Origin of the sequence: Pseudomonas sp. B21-056 (assembly GCF_026016325.1) — a bacterium.
In the GTDB taxonomy this organism is placed as follows: Bacteria; Pseudomonadota; Gammaproteobacteria; order Pseudomonadales; family Pseudomonadaceae; genus Aquipseudomonas.
The window spans coordinates 2,354,993-2,372,949 of sequence record NZ_CP087203.1; the positions used below are offsets into that span (position 1 = coordinate 2,354,993).

Below are 17,957 nucleotides of genomic sequence, written 5' to 3' on the forward strand. Positions count from 1 at the left end.
CCTGTGGCGAGGGGATTTATCTGTGGCGAGGGGATTTATCCCCGCTGGGCTGCGAAGCAGCCCCCCCCGAATCGCACCGCTGTGTCATGTGGGGACTGAGTTGCAGTTTTTTGGGGCTGCTTCGCAGCCCAGCGGGGATAAATCCCCTCGCCACAAAGAACAGCGCAAGTCCGTCCCAGCGGCTTTTATTGAATTCATCAGGAGTTGCAAATGGCGAAGAAACCGCGGTCTGCCACCTTCATCAAGGACCCGCTCTGGTACAAGGATGCGGTGATCTATCAGGTACACGTCAAATCGTATTTCGATTCCAACAACGACGGTATCGGCGACTTTCCTGGCCTGATCGCCAAGCTCGACTACATCGCCGACCTCGGCGTCAACACCATCTGGCTGCTGCCGTTCTATCCGTCGCCCCGGCGCGACGACGGGTATGACATCGCCGAATACCGGGGCATCAGTCCCGACTACGGCACCATGGCCGATGCGCGGCGCTTCATCGCCGAAGCCCACAAGCGCAACCTGCGGGTCATTACCGAGCTGGTCATCAACCACACCTCCGACCAGCACCCGTGGTTCCAGCGGGCACGCAAGGCCAAGCGCGGTTCCAAGGCGCGGGATTTCTACGTCTGGTCCGATGACGACCACAAGTACGACGGCACCCGGATCATTTTCCTCGACACCGAGAAGTCCAACTGGACTTGGGACCCGGTGGCCGGCCAATACTTCTGGCACCGCTTCTATTCCCACCAGCCCGACCTCAACTTCGATAACCCGCAGGTCATCAAGGCCGTGCTGTCGGTGATGCGCTACTGGCTGGACATGGGCATCGACGGCCTGCGCCTGGATGCGATCCCGTACCTGATCGAGCGCGACGGCACCAACAACGAAAACCTGCCCGAGACCCATGATGTCCTCAAGCTGATCCGCGCCGAGATCGACGCCAATTACCCCGACCGCATGCTGCTGGCCGAAGCCAACCAATGGCCGGAAGACACCCAGTTGTACTTCGGCGATGTCGATGCCCAGGGCTTGAACGGTGACGAATGCCACATGGCGTTCCACTTCCCGCTGATGCCGCGCATGTACATGGCGCTGGCCCAGGAAGACCGCTTCCCCATCACCGACATCCTGCGCCAGACGCCGGAGATCCCGGCCAACTGCCAATGGGCGATTTTCCTGCGCAACCATGATGAGCTGACCCTGGAAATGGTCACCGACAAGGAGCGCGACTACCTGTGGAATTACTACGCGGCCGACCGCCGCGCGCGTATCAACCTGGGCATCCGTCGACGCTTGGCGCCGCTGGTGGAGCGCGACCGCCGTCGGGTGGAACTGCTCAACAGCCTGCTGCTGTCGATGCCCGGCACGCCGACCTTGTACTACGGCGATGAAATCGGCATGGGCGACAACATCTACCTGGGCGACCGCGATGGGGTGCGCACGCCGATGCAGTGGTCGATCGACCGCAACGGCGGTTTCTCCCGGGCCGATCCGGCCAGCCTGGTGCTGCCGCCGATCATGGACCCGCAATACGGCTATCAGTCGGTCAACGTCGAGACCCAGGCCGGCGACCCGCATTCGTTGCTCAACTGGACCCGGCGGATGCTGGCGGTACGCAAGCAGTCCAAGGCCTTCGGTCGCGGCACCTTGAAAATGCTCTCGCCGAGCAACCGGCGGATCCTGGCCTATACCCGTGAATACACCGGGCCGGATGGCAAGCACGAAATCATCCTGTGCGTGGCCAACGTGTCTCGCAGTGCCCAGGCCGCCGAACTGGACCTGTCGGCCTACGCCGGCATGGTTCCGGTGGAGATGCTGGGGGGCAATGCCTTCCCGCCCATCGGCCAGTTGAATTTCCTCCTGACCCTGGCGCCGTATGGCTTCTACTGGTTCGCCCTGGCGGCGGAAAACCAGATGCCGAGCTGGCACGTGGAGCCGGCCCAAAGCCTGCCGGACTTCACTACCCTGGTGTTGAAAAAACGCCTGGAAGAATTGCTCGAAGCCCCCTCGCGCACCACCCTGGAGCAAACCATCCTGCCGAGCTGGTTGCAGAACCGGCGCTGGTTCGCCGGCAAGGACAGCGCCATCGAGAAGGTCGAGATCGTCTATGGCGTGCGCTTCGGTGATCCGCAGCGCCCGGTGTTGCTCAGCGAAATCGACGTTACCAGCGGCGGCCAGACCCTGCGTTATCAATTGCCCTTCGGTCTGCTGGCTGAAGATCAGGTGGGCGCGGCGCTGCCACAACAACTGGCGCTGTCCCGGGTTCGCCGGGTGCGTCAGGTGGGGTTGATCACCGATGCGTTCGCCCTGGAAAGCTTCATTCGGGCGGTGCTGAACAGCATGCAGGCCGGCACGGTGCTGCCGTGCACCGACGGTGAGTTGCGTTTCGAGCCCACCGAGGGGCTGGCGGCGCTGAGCCTGGGCGCCGAGCCGGAGGTGCGTTACCTGTCCGCAGAGCAGTCCAACAGTTCGGTGGTGGTGGGCGGCAGCCTGGTGCTCAAGCTGATCCGCAAGGTCGCGTCCGGCGTGCACCCGGAACTGGAAATGAGTGCCTACCTGACCGCCGCGGGTTTCAGCAATATCTCGCCGCTGCTGGGGTCGGTGATCCGCCGCGACACCCAGGGCGAGGATGCGCTGCTGATGATCGCCCAAGGTTACCTGAGCAACCAGGGCGACGCCTGGGAATGGACCCAGAACAACCTCGAGCGAGCCTTGCGTGATGAGCTGGCCGACGCGGTATCCGAGCAGGAGCAACACTACAACGCCCTGGGTGAGCTGAAGGATTTCGCCGGCATGCTCGGTCAGCGTCTGGGTGAAATGCACCAGGTATTGGCCCAGGCCACCGACGATCCGGACTTCACCCCGCAGAAAACCACGGCCAAGGACGCCCAGGCCATCGGCCGCGACGTGGCCGCCCAAGTGGAAAATGCCTTGCGTCTGCTCAAGCAGCACCAGAACCAATTGAACCCTGCGGACCAAACCATGGTCGCACGCTTGCTGGAGCAGAAAAAAATCGTCCTGGCCCACGTGCAGGAACTGGCCGGCAAGGCCGTCGGTGGCTTGCGCATCCGTGTGCATGGCGACTTGCACCTGGGGCAGGTGCTGGTGATCAAGGGCGATGCCTACCTGATCGATTTCGAGGGCGAACCGGCGCGGCCGTTGCATGAGCGTCGGGGCAAACACAGCCCGTACAAGGATGTCAGCGGTGTGCTGCGCTCCTTCGATTACGCGGCGGCCATGGCGATTCATTTGCACACCGTCGACAGCACGGCCGACGCCGACGCGGCGCGGCAACGGGTAGCCGATCGTTATTTGACAGAGGCGCGCCAGGCATTTGTCCAGGCATATCGACTGGCGGCAGCTAGTCTTGCCCATGAGTGGAAGGATGCTGAAGGCGAAGACGCCGCGCTGGCGTTGTTCGGCCTGGAGAAGGCGGCCTATGAAGTGGCCTATGAAGCCGAGAATCGCCCCGCCTGGCTGCCCGTGCCGTTGCACGGGCTGTACGGGTTATTGAGTGGGCTTGAACCCTTTTCCGACTTGGGCGGACCGATTTAGTGGAGAGCATCATGAGTGTCTCGAACAAGGATTCACAGGGACAGGCCAAAGAGTCTTTGCTGCCGTCCCCCCGTGACATCGACGCGCTGGTGCGCGCCGAACATCACGATCCGTTTTCCATCCTGGGGCCCCATGGCGACGGTGTCGGCGGGCAGTTTATCCGGGCCTACCTGCCCGGTGCGCTGAGCGTGCACGTGATTGCCCGTGACGGCGGTGAGGAGTTGGGTGAGCTGCACCTGAGCGACACCCCGGGCCTGTTCGTCGGCCATTTCGACCGTACCCAGGCTTACCTGCTGCGCACCCGCTGGGCCGGTGGCGAGCAGGTGGCCGAAGACCCCTACAGCTTTGGGCCGCTGCTGGGGGAAATGGATCTTTATCTATTCGCCGAAGGCAACCACCGCGACCTCAGCTCTTGCCTGGGGGCGCAACTGACCACGGTCGATGGCATCGACGGTGTGCGGTTCGCCGTGTGGGCGCCGAATGCGCGACGGGTGTCGGTGGTGGGGGATTTCAACGTCTGGGACGGGCGCAGGCATCCGATGCGCATCCGTTATCCGTCGGGCGTGTGGGAGCTGTTCATCCCGCGCCTCGGCGCCGGAGAAGCCTACAAGTACGAAGTCCTCGGTGCCCACGGCATCCTGCCGCTCAAGGCCGACCCGGTGGCGCTGGCGAGCCAGATGCCCCCGGACACCGCGTCGAAAGTCGCTTCACCGTTGAAAATCGAATGGCAGGACGGCGAATGGATGCAACATCGTCGCGAACGCCAGGTGCCCAGTGCACCGTTGTCGATCTATGAGTTGCACGCCGGTTCCTGGCAATGCGAAACCGACGAGGCCGGGGAGGTGGCGCGGCAGTACAACTGGCATGAACTGGCCGAGCGGCTGATTCCCTACGTCAAGGAACTGGGCTTCACCCACATCGAGCTGATGCCGATCATGGAGCACCCGTTCGGTGGTTCGTGGGGCTATCAGCCGCTGTCGCAGTTCGCGCCGACGGCACGCTTCGGCTCGCCGGACGATTTCGCCGCGTTCGTCAACGCCTGCCACCAGGCCGACATCGGCGTGATCCTCGATTGGGTGCCGGCGCATTTCCCCACCGACACCCACGGCCTGGCCCAATTCGACGGCACGGCGTTGTACGAATACGGTAACCCGCTGGAAGGCTTCCACCAGGATTGGGACACCCTCATCTACAACCTGGGACGTACCGAGGTCCACGGTTTCATGCTGGCTTCGGCCCTGCACTGGTTGAAGCATTTCCATGTCGACGGCCTGCGTGTGGATGCCGTGGCGTCGATGTTGTATCGCGACTATTCGCGCAAGGCCGGGGAATGGGTGCCCAACCGTCACGGTGGGCGCGAGAACCTGGAAGCCATCGATTTCCTGCGCCACCTCAACGATGTGGTCGCCCTGGAAGCCCCTGGCGCGCTGGTCATCGCCGAAGAGTCCACGGCGTGGCCCGGTGTCAGCCAGAGCACGCAACAGGGCGGCCTGGGCTTTGCCTACAAGTGGAACATGGGCTGGATGCACGATTCGCTGCATTACATCCAGCAGGATCCGGTGTACCGCGCCCATCATCACAACGAACTGAGTTTCGGCCTGGTGTACGCCTGGTCCGAGCGGTTCGTCCTGCCGATTTCCCATGACGAAGTGGTCCATGGCAAACGCTCGCTGATCGACAAGATGCCCGGGGACCGCTGGCAGAAATTCGCCAACCTGCGCGCCTACCTCAGTTTCATGTGGGGCCATCCGGGTAAGAAACTGTTGTTCATGGGCTGCGAGTTCGGCCAATGGCGCGAGTGGAACCACGATCAGCAACTGGACTGGTACCTGACGCAATACGCCGAGCACCGTGGGGTACAGAAGCTGGTAGGCGACCTGAACCGGCTCTACCGCGAGGAGCCCGCGCTGCACGATCAGGATGACGCGCCCCAGGGGTTCCAGTGGTTGATTGGCGACGATGCGATGAACAGCGTCTACGCCTGGCTGCGCTGGAGCAAGGAGGGCCGGCCGGTGCTGGTGGTCGCCAACTTCACGCCGGTGCCACGCGAGGCCTATCGGGTCGGCGTGCCATTCGCCGGGCGTTGGGTGGAACTGCTCAACAGCGATGCCGACACCTACGCCGGTTCCAACTACGGCAACGGCGGCGGCGCCTCCACCGAAGCCGTGTCCAGCCATGGCCAGGCCCTGTCCCTTGAACTCAACCTGCCGCCGTTGGCGGTGTTGATCTTGCGGCCGGAGGGGTAACTTTTACAGTCAGGCATGATGATTGCCCTGTAGGAGCTGTCGAGTGCAACGAGGCTGCGATCTTTCCCCTGACACTTGAATCTCAAGCGAAAGATCGAAAGATCAAAAGATCAAAAGATCAAAAGATCAAAAGATCGCAGCCTTCGGCAGCTCCTACGGGTTCATATGCAGCAATCTCACCCGTGTGGTCTTAGCGCACCAGACACGGCCGCTTGTTGTTGAACGCCCACCCCGGAATCAGATACTGCATCGCCACCGCATCATCCCGCGCCCCCAGTCCCATGCCTTTGTACAGCTCATGGGCCTTGGCCAACTGATCCATGTCCAGCTCGATCCCCAGCCCCGGCTTCTTCGGCACCTGCACGCAGCCACCCTCGATCCGCAGCGGTGCCTTGGTCAGTCGCTGGCCGTCCTGCCAGATCCAGTGGGTGTCGATGGCCGTGATGTCACCCGGTGCGGCGGCGGCCACGTGGGTGAACATCGCCAGGGAAATATCGAAGTGATTGTTGGAGTGCGAGCCCCAGGTCAGTCCCCATTCATTGCACATCTGCGCCACCCGAACCGAACCCTGCATGGTCCAGAAATGCGGGTCGGCCAAGGGGATGTCCACTGACTGCAAGGTGATCGCGTGGCCCATCTCGCGCCAGTCGGTGGCGATCATGTTGGTGGCGGTCTTCAGGCCGGTGGCACGACGAAACTCAGCCATGACCTCGCGACCCGAATAACCGTTCTCGGCCCCGCAAGGGTCTTCGGCATAGGCCAGTACCCGGTGTTGGTCACGGCACAGGCGGATGGCTTCCTTGAGTGACCAGGCGCCGTTCGGGTCCAGGGTGATGCGTGCCTGGGGGAAGCGTTCGGCCAGGGCGGTGACCGCTTCGATCTCTTCGTCGCCCCTGAGCACACCGCCCTTGAGCTTGAAGTCCTGGAAGCCATAACGCGAGTGGGCCGCTTCGGCCAGGCGCACCACGGCGGCGGCGTCCAGGGCCTGCTCGTGGCGTACGCGGAACCAGTCATTGTCGGCATCCGGCTCGCTGCGATAGGGCAGGTCGGTCTGCTGGCGATCACCGACGTAGAACAGATAACCCAGCATCTTCACTTCGTCGCGCTGCTGGCCTTCGCCGAGCAGGGCGGCGACCGGTACGTCCAGGTGCTGGCCGAGCAAGTCCAGCAACGCCGCTTCCAACCCGGTAACCGCGTGGATGGTGATGCGCAGGTCAAAGGTCTGCAGGCCACGGCCACCGGCATCGCGGTCGGCGAACGCCTGACGGACGCTGTTGAGGATCTTCTGGTAGGTGCCGATGGGGTTGCCGACCACCAGTGCCCGGGCGTCCTCAAGGGTCTGGCGAATGCGCTCGCCGCCTGGCACTTCGCCGACGCCGGTGCGGCCGGCGTTGTCCTTGAGAATGACGACGTTGCGGGTGAAGAACGGGCCATGGGCACCGCTGAGGTTCAGCAGCATGCCGTCATGGCCGGCCACGGGCACGATCTGCATGCTGGTGATGATCGGGGCTTTGCTGGCTTCTTGGGAATTCATGGTGCTTATCCTTGAACGAATCGAATGATCAGACGTGGCTGGCTGCCGGATTGGCCGGCGTCGTTGCGGCTTTGGGCTTGGGCGTATTGCGGGCGGCAAAGACGATGATCGCCGCGATGATGGACGTGCCCGCCAAGCCATAAAGGCCACCCTGGATCGAGCCGGTGTGCTGCTCCAGCAGGCCGAACGTCGTCGGGGCGACGAACCCGCCGAGGTTGCCCACCGAGTTGATCAGCGCGATGACCCCGGCGGCGACCCGTGCGTCCAGGTAGGCCTGGGGGATCGGCCAGAACAGCGACGACGCCGACTTGAAGCCCAGGGCCGCGAAGCAAATGGCGACGAAGGCGAAGACCGGCCCGCCGACAGTCGACATGAACATCCCCGCCGCGGCAATCAGCAGCGCAGCCGCCACCCAGGCTTGCTGGAACTTCCACTTGGCCGACAGCGAGGCGAAGGCGTACATGCCGACAATCGACAGCAACCAGGGAATGGAATTGAACAACCCGACCTGGATATCGCTGAGGTCGCCCATCTTCTTGATGATGCTCGGCAGCCAGAACGTGGCGGCGTAGATCGTCAGTTGAATGAAGAAATAGATCAGGCAGAACAGGATGATCTGGCGATCCTTGAGCAACTGGCCGATGGACAGCATGACCGGCGTGGCGGCCTCGCGAGCCAGTTGTTCGTCATCGATGGTTTTTACCAGCGCGTCCTGCTCATCGCGGCTCAACCATTTGGCGTCGTGGGGCTTGGAGTCCAGCCAGAACCAGACGAAGACGCACAGACCGACAGAGAACATCCCTTCAATGAAGTACATCCATTGCCAGCCGTGCATGCCCAGGCCGTTGATCTGCAGCAGCAACCCGGACAACGGGCCGGAAATCAACGAAGCGATGGCCGAGCCGCTGAGGAAGATGGCGATGGCCTTGCCGCGTTCGACGGCTGGCAACCAGCGGGTGAAGTAGTAGATCACCCCAGGAAAGAAACCGGCCTCGGCCACACCCAGCAGGAAGCGCAGGATGTAGAAGTGGGTTTCGTTCTGGATGAAGGCCATGCCGGCCGCCACCAGGCCCCAGGTGAGCATGATGCGGGTCAGCCAGATACGCGCGCCGATTCTTTGCAGCAGGATGTTGGAGGGCACTTCGAACAGCGCGTAGCCGATGAAGAACAACCCGGCACCGAAACCGTAGGCGGCGGCACCGATGCCCAGGTCGTGCTCCATATGGGCGCGTACGAAGCCGATGTTCACACGGTCGATGTAGTTGACGATAAACATGATGACGAACAGCGGCAGGATGTGGCGCTTGACCTTGGAAATGGCCGACGACAGCACCGGATCCGCGCCGGCATTCGCCTTGAGGCTGGATGTGTTCACTGGTTTTTCTCCCACTCATTGTTTTTATGCGGGGCATCGAGCAGGTGTAGATGTTGATAGACATCATACAACTTGATTTTTTTCGATGACAAGTTGTTTTTGAGGCTGTCTGGATTGGATAGGTGGCCTGTTTATGCCGTATTTGTTGGTTTTTATGGGTTTAATAAGAGATTTTGAAAGATCGGAGTCAGAGCCCCAGGGAGGTCGGGCAAGGAGTTGGTGAGCAAGAAAGTAGCGATATTCGGTATGTTGTCATACAAGATGGGTGTGTTCTGGTGACCCTTATCCGAGCCGCTGGTGGTAGGATCAATCAGCCTGCACTTGAGAAACCCCGGCGATGCAAGACACCGACGCGCCCCAGCGCAAACGTACCCACAACCTGGCCCATGACCTGGTGACGAAGCTCAGCCAGAGCATTCTGCTGGGGCAATTGAAACCGGGGCAGAAGCTGCCCTCCGAAGGCGCCATCGTGCTGGAACATGGCGTCAGCCGCACGGTGGTGCGCGAGGCGATTTCCAAGTTGCAGGCTTCGGGGCTGGTGGAGACGCGCCATGGCATCGGTACCTTCGTGCTGGAGCCGACCGGCGAGCCGGGGCTGCGCCTCAACGTCGATACGGCGGCAGGGGTGCGGGGCATCCTGGAACTGCGCCTGGGCCTGGAAACCCAGGCGGCGGCCCTGGCGGCCCAACGCCGCAGCGAACAGCACTTGCAGCAGATGCGCCAGGCACTGGATGACTACCAGCGGTTACTCAGCAACAACGACAGCTGCGTCGAAGCCGACCGGCGCTTCCATCTGCTCATTGCCGAAGCCACGGCCAACACCTGTTTTGTCGAGGTCATGCAGCACCTGGGCAGCGCGATGATCCCCAGGACCCGGGTGAACGTGGCCGAAAGGGGCCAGGTTGACCTGGGGAAACTGGCGCAGTTGGCCAACCTCGAGCACGAGGCCATCTTCAACGCCATCAAGCGCCAGGACCCGGACGCCGCCCGCGCCGCCATGTGGCTGCATCTGACCAACAGCCGTGACCGGTTTGGTGCGGGGGCCTGATGGCCCGTTGTTGGCTGAACCACCGCTATCGCGAGCAGGCTCGCTCCCACATTGCCCGGTGGTGGCCGTGATGCTGTGACCACTGCAGATCCCCTGTGGGAGTGGGCTTGCCCGCGAAGGCGGCGGTACATTTCAACCTCCAAGTGACAGACCCACCGCTATCGCGAGCAGGCTCGCTCCCACATTGTCCGGTGGTGGCCGTGATGCTGTGACCACCGCAGATCCCCTGTGGGAGCGAGCCTGCTCGCGATAGCGTCCTCACAGCCAACATCGCCCTGACGATCAGCAGGCAAAAAAAACCGGCGCAACCGAAGTTGCGCCGGTAGTGTTGCCAGTGGCTGCGCGGATATTCGTGGGTCCGCTCAGCCACCGTTTGAACCCGTTGCCGGTTACGCCCGTTCCAGGGCCAGGGCCACGCCTTGGCCGCCACCGATGCACAGCGTCGCGAGGCCTTTCCTGGCGTCGCGCTTGATCATCTCATGCAACAACGACACCAGTACCCGGCAGCCCGAAGCGCCGATCGGATGACCCAGGGCGATGGCGCCGCCATTGACGTTGACCTTGTCCATGTCCCATTTCAGCTCCTTGGCCACCGCCAGCGACTGGGCGGCGAAGGCTTCGTTGGCTTCGATCAAGTCCAGTTGCTCCAGGGACCAGCCGGCCTTGTCCAGGCAGCGGCGGGTGGCCGAGACCGGGCCGATGCCCATGATCGCCGGGTCGACGCCGGCATTGGCATAGGCACTGATCTTCGCCAGTACCGGCAAACCCAGGGCCTTGGCTTTTTCAGCGCTCATCAGCAACACCGCCGCCGCCCCGTCATTGAGTGACGAAGCATTACCAGCGGTGACGCTGCCGTCTTTCTTGAAAGCGGGCTTGAGTTTGCCCAGGGATTCGGCAGTGGTCCCGGCGCGCGGTTGCTCGTCGGTAGCGAACGCCACCGGGTCGCCCTTGCGCTGGGGAATCAGGATCGGCGTGATCTCATCGGCAAACCGGCCACCTTCAATCGCGGCCACGGCTTTCTGCTGGGAGGCGGCGGCAAAGGCATCCTGCTCCTCGCGGCTGATGCCGTACTTGTCCACCAGGTTCTCGGCGGTGATGCCCATGTGGTAATCGTTGAACGCGTCCCACAAGCCATCGGTGATCATGCTGTCGATCATCTTCGCGTGGCCCATGCGCAGACCGGTGCGGGCGGCCGGCAGCACGTAGGGGGCCAGGCTCATGTTCTCCATGCCACCGGCGATGATGACGTCGGCATCACCACAGCGGATCGCCTGGGCACCGAGGTGCAAGGCCTTGAGCCCCGAGCCGCAGACTTTGTTCAGGGTCATCGCGGGCACGGCATGGGGCAACCCGGCGAGGATCGACGCCTGGCGCGCCGGGTTCTGCCCGGAGCCTGCGGTCAGCACCTGGCCCAGAATCACTTCATCGACCTGTTCGCCGGAAAGTCCGGTCTGTTCCAGCAGGCGGCGGATCACCGCTGCACCGAGTTCCGGTGCAGGAATGGAAGCCAGCGAACCCTGGAAACTGCCGATGGCGGTACGGGTGGCGGCGACAATCACGACTTCTTGCATCGAATCTCTCCTCACTGGGCAGCGAACTGCATTTCAGGGACGTGGTCCGGCACGATCAATTTGCCGGCGGTCTTGGCGACGATTTCTTCGACGCTGACACCCGGGGCACGTTCTTTCAGGATGAAGGCGCCGTCCTGGATTTCCAGGTAGGCCAGGTCGGTCAGTACGCGCTTGATGCAACCGGCGCCGGTCAGCGGCAGACTGCAACGGGGCAGCAGTTTCGATTCGCCGTCCTTGGACGCATGGGTCATGGTGACGATGATGTTCTCGGCACCGGCCACCAGGTCCATCGCACCGCCCATGCCCTTGACCAGTTTGCCGGGAATCATCCACGAGGCAATGTTGCCTTCGACGTCCACCTCGAACGCGCCGAGCACGGTCAGGTCGATGTGGCCGCCGCGAATCATCGCAAACGACTCGGCGGAAGAGAAGATCGATGCGCCGATGCGCGCGGTGACGGTCTGCTTGCCGGCGTTGATCATGTCGGCATCGACTTCGGCTTCGATGGGGAATGCGCCCATGCCGAGCAAGCCGTTTTCCGATTGCAGCATGACTTCCATGCCTTCGGGGATGTAGTTGGCGACCAGGGTGGGAATGCCGATGCCCAGGTTCACGTAGTAGCCGTCCTGCATTTCGCGGGCGACGCGTTGAGCCATTTGTTCGCGGGAAAGTGCCATGTTGTTATTCCTTCTTTGGCTGGAGGCAGGGGATCACTTGCGCACGGTGCGCTGTTCGATGCGCTTCTCGAACGTGCCGCAGATGACCCGGTCGACGTAGATGCCAGGGGTGTGGATCTGCGTCGGGTCCAGCTCGCCGGGTGCGACGATTTCTTCGACTTCGACCACGGTGATCTTGCCCGCCGTGGCGGCCAGCGGGTTGAAGTTCTGTGCGGTGTGACGATAGACCACGTTGCCGAAGTGGTCGGCTTTCCAGCCTTTGACGATGGCGAAGTCACCGGTGATGGATTCTTCCATCAGGTACTGGCGGCCATGGAATTCACGCACTTCCTTGCCTTCGGCCACCGGGGTTCCGACGCCGGTGGCGGTGAAGAACGCGGGGATGCCTGCACCGCCGGCGCGCATTTTTTCCGCGAGGGTGCCTTGGGGGGTGAGCTGGACTTCGATTTCGCCGCTCAACAGCTGCTGCTCGAAGAGGGCGTTCTCGCCGACGTAGGAGGCGATCACCTTGCGGATCTGCCGGTCTTCCAGGAGCACGCCGAGGCCGAAGCCGTCGACGCCGCAGTTGTTGGACACCACGGTGAGGTCGCGGATGCCCTTGCGCTTGATCTCGGCGATCAGGTTTTCCGGAATGCCGCACAGGCCGAAGCCGCCGGCGATGACGGTCATGCCGTCCTTCAAGCCCGCCAGGGCTTCTTCATAAGAGCTCACGCGTTTGTCGAAACCTGCCATAGACACCTCTTTTATTCTTGATGGGGTCGCAATGGAATGCAGTGTTGCGCCAAGTCATATATTTGTTAAGTTGATTTTTAGATTTGATTGATTGATAAATCTCAATAATCGCCGCGCATCTCTTGCGGCTTGGAGCTTAGCGACCATGACCCTCAAGCAGATCCGTGCCTTCCTTGCCGTGGCCCAGAGCCTGAGTTTCGCCGTGGCCTGCGAGCGACTGCACCTGTCCCAATCGGCCCTGAGCCTGACCATCAAGGCCCTGGAAGAAGGCCTGGGCGGGCGCCTGTTCAGCCGCAATACCCGCAACGTCGCGCTGACCCCTGAGGGTGAATCCCTGTTGCCCCTGGCCCGACGGCTGATTGCCGACTGGGACAACGCCGAGGATGAAATGCGCCAGCGCTTCACCTTGCAGCGCGGCCGCGTGAAGCTGGCGGCGATGCCGTCGTTTGCCGGCAACCTGCTGCCACCGATCCTCAAGACCTTCCGCGTCCGCTATCCGAATGTCAACGTCACGGTCAACGATGTGATCAACGAACAGGTGCTGGAGATGGTGCGCGATCGTGATGTCGAACTGGGTGTTGCGTTCGAGCCGCTGCAGGGGTCATCCCTGGCATTCACGCCGTTGTACCTGGACCGTTTCGTTGCGGTGGTGCCACTGGATTCGCCCTTGGCCCAACGCAGCGAAATCCAGTGGCAGACGTTGCTGGAACAACCGTTCATCACCTTGCAACGGCCCTCCACCGTGCGAGTGATGCTCGAGGAGCATCTCCAGGCCAGGGGCATGAAGCTACCGGTGGAATTCGAAAGCCACCAGCTTGCGACGGTCGGGCGCATGGTCGCCAGCGGCCTCGGGGTGAGCGCGGTGCCGGCGCTGTGCGTCGGGCAGATGCACGAGCTGGGCGCGCGTTGCATCACCCTCAGCGATCCGGTGGTGGAGCGCGCCATCGGGGTGCTGACCAAGCCGGGACATGAACTCTCGGCGGCGGCGCAGGCGCTGTTCGATACCCTCAAGGATCAGGACCTGGGGGCTCGATTGGGTATGTAGTCATCCGGTCTGCACGGGCCTGTGGGAGCGAGCTTGCTCGCGATGCGGAAGCACATTCGACATCAACGCAAGCTGAACCACCGCTATCGCGAGCAAGCTCGCTCCCACAGTGGACTATGTCGGGCCACAGTCCGTAACACCTTTCGTCGCCCTGTGTCGCGGTTCCTTCAAACTTTCCCACTGCCTGGAACATCCACTTTTATGTGCGGTATTTCAGAACCGTCGCGCTGCGGTGCAGTGCCGACTACGGGTAAGGAGAAGGAAATGGCAACGCCTAAAGAGAACCTGCTGGACTGGCTCAACGACGCCCATGCCATGGAGCAGCAAGCAGAAAAAATGCTCAAGGCCCAGGCCGAGCGCCTGGAGCACTATCCAGTACTGAAGGCCCGCATCGAAGAGCATCTGCAGGAAACCCTCGGGCAACAGAAACTGGTGGAACAATGCATCCAGCGCCTGGGCGGCAGCACGTCGATGCTCAAGGACATGGCCGGAAAGCTCATGGCTTTCGGCCAGGCGGTGGGCGGCATGACCATGAGCGATGAAGTGGTCAAGGGCGCGATGAGTGGCTACGTGTTCGAGAACCTCGAAATCGCTTCCTATACCGTGCTGATCGAAGCGGCGAAAGCGGCCGGCGATGTCGAGACCCAGCGTGCCTGCGAGCAGATCCTGCCACAGGAAGTCGCCATGGCCGATTGGCTGCGCGACCACTTGCCGCAGATCACCCAGGCGTTCCTCGAACGTTCCGCCAACCCCCATACCGAAGCCAAGCGCTGAGTGTGAGAGCGGTCGGCTCTCCGGGCCGGCCGCTCTCCAACCCGACGGGCAGAGGAGGCGTATGAAGCAGACCAGCGGTGAGGTACGGGCCATCAATCGACAGAGCGCCATGGTCGGCGTGTACGTGGCAGAGGACGGTCACACCGTGCTCGAGCTGCGTTCGACCAATGACATCGATGTCGGTGACGTCATGGAATGGAGCAGCGACACGGCCCTTGGCATCCAGTCCTACCGCAACCTGACCAAAGGCTGGAGCGCCGAGGTGTACGTGGTCAAGCACGGTGTTGCGGCCGCCAATCTCGAGGTCCAGTTACTGGTGGGCTCCTGAGGAGAAACAGCATGAGCGAATCGAAAATGAAATGCGGTTGCCCCGATTGCCAGTGCGAGGTGGACCCGCAGCGGGTGTTCAACCACGACGGCGAGGCCTATTGCAGCCAGGCCTGCGCAGAGCAGCATCCCAACGGCGAACCCTGTCCGGCACCCGACTGCCATTGCGAGGGCAGTGGCAAGGACACGCACTGTTAGCGAGTTTGTCGGGCTATATGTAAGGCCCTTCAATGGTCTTCAATTATTTAAGTAAATTTATCGGATGCCGCTTGTTCGATAGCGTCGGGTTGTTCGTTGGCAATGAACTTCACGGTGCCGACCGTTCGTCGCCGTCTACCGAACTCTGTTCAAACCTTATCGGCGCCAGGTTTTCCGAATAATACGAGCCGACAGGTTCGTTAACAGTAACTAACGAGGTGAATGAAATGGCTAATACAGGCAATAACAACCCTGGCAATTTCGCTAACGATCGTGAAAAGGCATCGGAAGCCGGGAAAAAAGGCGGGCAAGCGTCCGGGGGCAATTTTGCCAACGATCCTGAACGTGCTTCTGAAGCCGGCCGCAAAGGTGGCCAGGCATCCGGCGGCAACTTCGCCAAAGACCCTGAGCGTGCCGCGGAAGCCGGGCGCAAGGGCGGGCAAGCCTCCGGCGGCAATTTTGCCAACGACCCTGAACGTGCTTCAGAAGCCGGGCGCAAAGGTGGCCAGGCGTCAGGCGGCAATTTCGCCAACGACCGGGAAAAAGCTTCGGAAGCCGGCAAGAAGGGCGGTGAGAACAGCCACGGCGGTGGTCGTAAATCGTAATACGCCATGACATGCAGGCCCCTTGATGCCAGTCGGGGCCTGTATTGTTAAATCATAAAAAATTGGGGCCGTTGGCCGTGTTCTTTATTTAATGGTGCGACTGCTAAAAGTTGACCGCTGGTCTTCTTTATTGAATAAAAAGTAAATTAAATTCCTTTCATTCATTCAGACATTTGTCAGTCTGCCGTTTGCCGGCAGGCCCATAAGTTGTGCCCTGATCGAGGAATACAATCATGTTTCTACATAACAAGCGACTGCAGTACACGGTGCGCGTGGCCGAGCCGAATCCAGGCCTCGCCAACCTGTTGCTGGAACAGTTTGGTGGCGCCCAGGGCGAGTTGGCGGCGGCATCGCGCTATTTCACCCAGGCGTTGTCCGAGGATGATCCGGGCCGCAAGGACTTGCTCATGGACATCGCTACCGAGGAACTCAGCCACCTGGAGATCATCGGTTCGATCATCGTGATGCTGAACAAGGGCGCCAAGGGCAGGATGGCCGAAGGCGTGGAAAAGGAAGGGCAGTTGTATCGGGACATCAACGGCGCCGGCAACGATTCCCATATCACCAGTCTTCTGTATGGCGCCGGTTCGCCCCTGACCAACTCGGCCGGTGTGCCCTGGACCGCAGCCTACATCGATACCATCGGCGAGCCGACCGCAGACATGCGCTCCAACATCGCCGCCGAGGCACGGGCAAAAATCATCTATGAGCGGCTGATGAATGTCACTGACGACCCGGGTGTGAAAGAAGCCTTGGGCTTTTTGATGACCCGGGAAATCGCTCACCAGTTGTCATTCGAAAAAGCCCTGCACGCTATCCAGCCCAATTTCCCTCAAGGTAAATTGCCCGGCATGCCGGAGTTCACCAATGTGTACTTCAACATGTCCCAGGGCGAGCCGGCCGTACGCGGCCCATGGAACCAGGGCGACGATTGGGAGTTTGTCGAAGACCCCACGCCGGCGGTGGATGGCGGCGATGGCCTGGCCAGCGTACAACTGAGTAAAAAAGACGAAGCCCTGCTGATGGACATGAAGGCGCGGACGATGTCCAACCCCGAAAGCGACCCCACCACAGGTGCCGACTTGGGTTCGGGGATGCAAGCTGACAAACTGTAGGAAAGCGGCGAGGGGGCAGGGCTCCCTCGCCAGATCATACCGTTTGATCGTTTCCCGCCGTGGCGCGAGCGATCAGGCATGGCATGGCTTGCGCCAGTAAGGATATTCGATGGACCAGCCCACCTCCCGGATCCGCACGCCCTGGCGTACCTGGCTGGATCCCGTGCAGAACAACCTGTTGCTGGGGATCAGCTTCTGGCTCGGGCTGGCGGTGGTCGCCGCCTTGCTGCTCTACAGTGGCTACAACGCACTGGTGGGCGCTGACCGCCAGAACCTGGGCTATGCAGTGCTGGGCGGTACGTCCGGTTTTGCCGCCACGGCCCTGGGTGCATTGATGGCCGTGGTGCTGCGGGATATTTCGTCACGCACCCAGGACATCATGTTGGGGTTCGCTGCAGGCATGATGCTGGCCGCCAGTTCGTTCTCGCTGATCCTGCCCGGCATCGAAGCTGCCCAGGTCATTTGCGGCAATCAGTTACTGGCGGCATTCGTTGTCGTGGTCGGCCTGGGCCTGGGCGTTGCCCTGATGATCGGCCTCGACCGTTTCGTGCCCCATGAACACGAGTTGAGCGGCCGGCGCGGTCCGCAGGCCGAGCGCATCAATCGCGTCTGGTTGTTCGTGCTCGCGATCACCTTGCACAACTTGCCGGAAGGCATGGCGATTGGCGTCAGTTTTGCCGATGGCGATTTCAAGGTCGGGCTGCCGCTGACCACCGCGATTGCCATCCAGGACATCCCCGAGGGACTTGCCATTGCCATGGCGCTGCGGGTCACCGGCATCAGCACCTTGCGTGCCGCGTTGATCGCGGTCGGTTCGGGGCTGATGGAGCCGCTGGGGTCGGTGATCGGCCTGGGCATGTCCTCGGGCGTGGCCGTGGCCTATCCCATCAGCCTGGGGCTGGCCGCCGGGGCGATGATCTTCGTGGTGTCTCACGAAGTGATCCCCGAAACCCATCGCAACGGCCACGAGACCCCGGCTACCCTGGGGTTGATGATGGGGTTTGCGGTGATGATGTTCCTCGACACGGCGCTGGGCTGAGGGTCAGCTTGCATTGAGGGTGACTGTACCGCCGCCATCGCGAGCAGGCTCGCTCCCACAAGGGATTTGCGATGGACGCTGCTTCCGGGATCACACCAGAACCCTGTGGGAGCGAG

Annotated in this window: 15 protein-coding genes; 10 read left to right on the forward strand and 5 right to left on the reverse strand. The window is 61.8% G+C overall.

The genetic code is table 11. From position 1 onward, the window contains the following. The first annotated feature begins 210 nt into the window (after positions 1 to 210). Together treS and glgB are read left to right on the forward strand one after the other, a co-directional pair. Positions 211 to 3,555 carry a maltose alpha-D-glucosyltransferase gene (gene treS / locus LOY67_RS10540; RefSeq protein ID WP_265067101.1) on the forward strand — a complete coding sequence of 1,115 codons (3,345 nt, stop codon included), beginning with the start codon at positions 211 to 213 and terminating at the stop codon, positions 3,553 to 3,555. 11 nt (positions 3,556 to 3,566) lie between these two features. Beyond that, entirely contained in the window at positions 3,567 to 5,801 is a 2,235-nt protein-coding gene (glgB, locus tag LOY67_RS10545) for a 1,4-alpha-glucan branching protein GlgB (protein WP_265067102.1), read from the forward strand. 190 nt (positions 5,802 to 5,991) lie between these two features. On the opposite strand, the gene gudD is transcribed toward glgB, so the two are convergent. Continuing rightward, positions 5,992 to 7,335 carry a glucarate dehydratase gene (gudD, locus tag LOY67_RS10550; protein WP_265067103.1) on the reverse strand — a complete coding sequence of 448 codons (1,344 nt, stop codon included), beginning with the start codon at positions 7,333 to 7,335 and terminating at the stop codon, positions 5,992 to 5,994. Positions 7,336 to 7,363: 28 nt separating this feature from the next. Then, positions 7,364 to 8,710, reverse strand: coding sequence for an MFS transporter (locus LOY67_RS10555; RefSeq protein WP_265067104.1), 1,347 nt, complete (start codon positions 8,708 to 8,710; stop codon positions 7,364 to 7,366). A gap of 337 nt (positions 8,711 to 9,047) precedes the next feature. Here LOY67_RS10555 and LOY67_RS10560 point away from each other — a divergent pair, with 337 nt between their 5' ends. Next, positions 9,048 to 9,758 carry a FadR/GntR family transcriptional regulator gene (locus tag LOY67_RS10560; protein ID WP_265067105.1) on the forward strand — a complete coding sequence of 237 codons (711 nt, stop codon included), beginning with the start codon at positions 9,048 to 9,050 and terminating at the stop codon, positions 9,756 to 9,758. A 389-nt stretch (positions 9,759 to 10,147) separates the two neighbouring features. On the opposite strand, the gene LOY67_RS10565 is transcribed toward LOY67_RS10560, so the two are convergent. Genes LOY67_RS10565 through LOY67_RS10575 form a run of 3 tightly spaced genes read right to left on the reverse strand, consistent with a single transcriptional unit; the run spans position 10,148 to position 12,738 of the window. After that, positions 10,148 to 11,329, reverse strand: coding sequence for an acetyl-CoA C-acetyltransferase (locus tag LOY67_RS10565; protein ID WP_265067106.1), 1,182 nt, complete (start codon positions 11,327 to 11,329; stop codon positions 10,148 to 10,150). 11 nt (positions 11,330 to 11,340) lie between these two features. After that, positions 11,341 to 12,006, reverse strand: coding sequence for a CoA transferase subunit B (locus LOY67_RS10570; protein WP_265067107.1), 666 nt, complete (start codon positions 12,004 to 12,006; stop codon positions 11,341 to 11,343). 33 nt (positions 12,007 to 12,039) lie between these two features. Next, positions 12,040 to 12,738, reverse strand: coding sequence for a CoA transferase subunit A (locus LOY67_RS10575; RefSeq protein ID WP_265067108.1), 699 nt, complete (start codon positions 12,736 to 12,738; stop codon positions 12,040 to 12,042). A 145-nt stretch (positions 12,739 to 12,883) separates the two neighbouring features. On the opposite strand from LOY67_RS10575, the gene LOY67_RS10580 reads away from it, so the two are divergent. The 7 genes from LOY67_RS10580 (at position 12,884) to LOY67_RS10610 (ending at position 17,841) form a co-directional block, all read left to right on the forward strand. Next, positions 12,884 to 13,783 carry a LysR family transcriptional regulator gene (locus tag LOY67_RS10580; RefSeq protein ID WP_265067109.1) on the forward strand — a complete coding sequence of 300 codons (900 nt, stop codon included), beginning with the start codon at positions 12,884 to 12,886 and terminating at the stop codon, positions 13,781 to 13,783. A gap of 264 nt (positions 13,784 to 14,047) precedes the next feature. Beyond that, complete coding sequence (locus LOY67_RS10585) at positions 14,048 to 14,557, forward strand: ferritin-like domain-containing protein (protein ID WP_265067110.1); 510 nt, start codon at positions 14,048 to 14,050, stop codon at positions 14,555 to 14,557. A 61-nt stretch (positions 14,558 to 14,618) separates the two neighbouring features. Then, complete coding sequence (locus LOY67_RS10590; protein WP_265067111.1) at positions 14,619 to 14,885, forward strand: hypothetical protein; 267 nt, start codon at positions 14,619 to 14,621, stop codon at positions 14,883 to 14,885. 11 nt (positions 14,886 to 14,896) lie between these two features. Continuing rightward, positions 14,897 to 15,082, forward strand: a complete 186-nt coding sequence (locus LOY67_RS10595; RefSeq protein ID WP_265067112.1) for a metallothionein — start codon at positions 14,897 to 14,899, stop codon at positions 15,080 to 15,082. Between the two features lie 227 nt (positions 15,083 to 15,309). Then, positions 15,310 to 15,687 (forward strand): general stress protein, encoded by a 378-nt coding sequence (locus LOY67_RS10600; protein ID WP_265067745.1) that lies wholly within the window; start codon positions 15,310 to 15,312, stop codon positions 15,685 to 15,687. A 233-nt stretch (positions 15,688 to 15,920) separates the two neighbouring features. Next, complete coding sequence (locus LOY67_RS10605) at positions 15,921 to 16,802, forward strand: manganese catalase family protein (RefSeq protein WP_265067113.1); 882 nt, start codon at positions 15,921 to 15,923, stop codon at positions 16,800 to 16,802. Between the two features lie 109 nt (positions 16,803 to 16,911). Continuing rightward, entirely contained in the window at positions 16,912 to 17,841 is a 930-nt protein-coding gene (locus tag LOY67_RS10610; protein WP_265067114.1) for a ZIP family metal transporter, read from the forward strand. Positions 17,842 to 17,957: the final 116 nt, after the last annotated feature.

Coding starts and splice junctions, on each gene's coding strand:
- LOY67_RS10585 (WP_265067110.1), top strand. CDS start 14,048: ATGGCAACGCCTAAAGAGAACCTGCTGGACTGGCTCAACGACGCCCAT.
- LOY67_RS10610 (WP_265067114.1), top strand. CDS start 16,912: ATGGACCAGCCCACCTCCCGGATCCGCACGCCCTGGCGTACCTGGCTG.
- treS (WP_265067101.1), top strand. CDS start 211: ATGGCGAAGAAACCGCGGTCTGCCACCTTCATCAAGGACCCGCTCTGG.
- gudD (WP_265067103.1), bottom strand. CDS start 7,335: ATGAATTCCCAAGAAGCCAGCAAAGCCCCGATCATCACCAGCATGCAG.
- LOY67_RS10575 (WP_265067108.1), bottom strand. CDS start 12,738: ATGGCAGGTTTCGACAAACGCGTGAGCTCTTATGAAGAAGCCCTGGCG.
- LOY67_RS10560 (WP_265067105.1), top strand. CDS start 9,048: ATGCAAGACACCGACGCGCCCCAGCGCAAACGTACCCACAACCTGGCC.
- LOY67_RS10565 (WP_265067106.1), bottom strand. CDS start 11,329: ATGCAAGAAGTCGTGATTGTCGCCGCCACCCGTACCGCCATCGGCAGT.
- LOY67_RS10605 (WP_265067113.1), top strand. CDS start 15,921: ATGTTTCTACATAACAAGCGACTGCAGTACACGGTGCGCGTGGCCGAG.
- LOY67_RS10590 (WP_265067111.1), top strand. CDS start 14,619: ATGAAGCAGACCAGCGGTGAGGTACGGGCCATCAATCGACAGAGCGCC.
- glgB (WP_265067102.1), top strand. CDS start 3,567: ATGAGTGTCTCGAACAAGGATTCACAGGGACAGGCCAAAGAGTCTTTG.
- LOY67_RS10600 (WP_265067745.1), top strand. CDS start 15,310: ATGGCTAATACAGGCAATAACAACCCTGGCAATTTCGCTAACGATCGT.
- LOY67_RS10580 (WP_265067109.1), top strand. CDS start 12,884: ATGACCCTCAAGCAGATCCGTGCCTTCCTTGCCGTGGCCCAGAGCCTG.
- LOY67_RS10595 (WP_265067112.1), top strand. CDS start 14,897: ATGAGCGAATCGAAAATGAAATGCGGTTGCCCCGATTGCCAGTGCGAG.
- LOY67_RS10570 (WP_265067107.1), bottom strand. CDS start 12,006: ATGGCACTTTCCCGCGAACAAATGGCTCAACGCGTCGCCCGCGAAATG.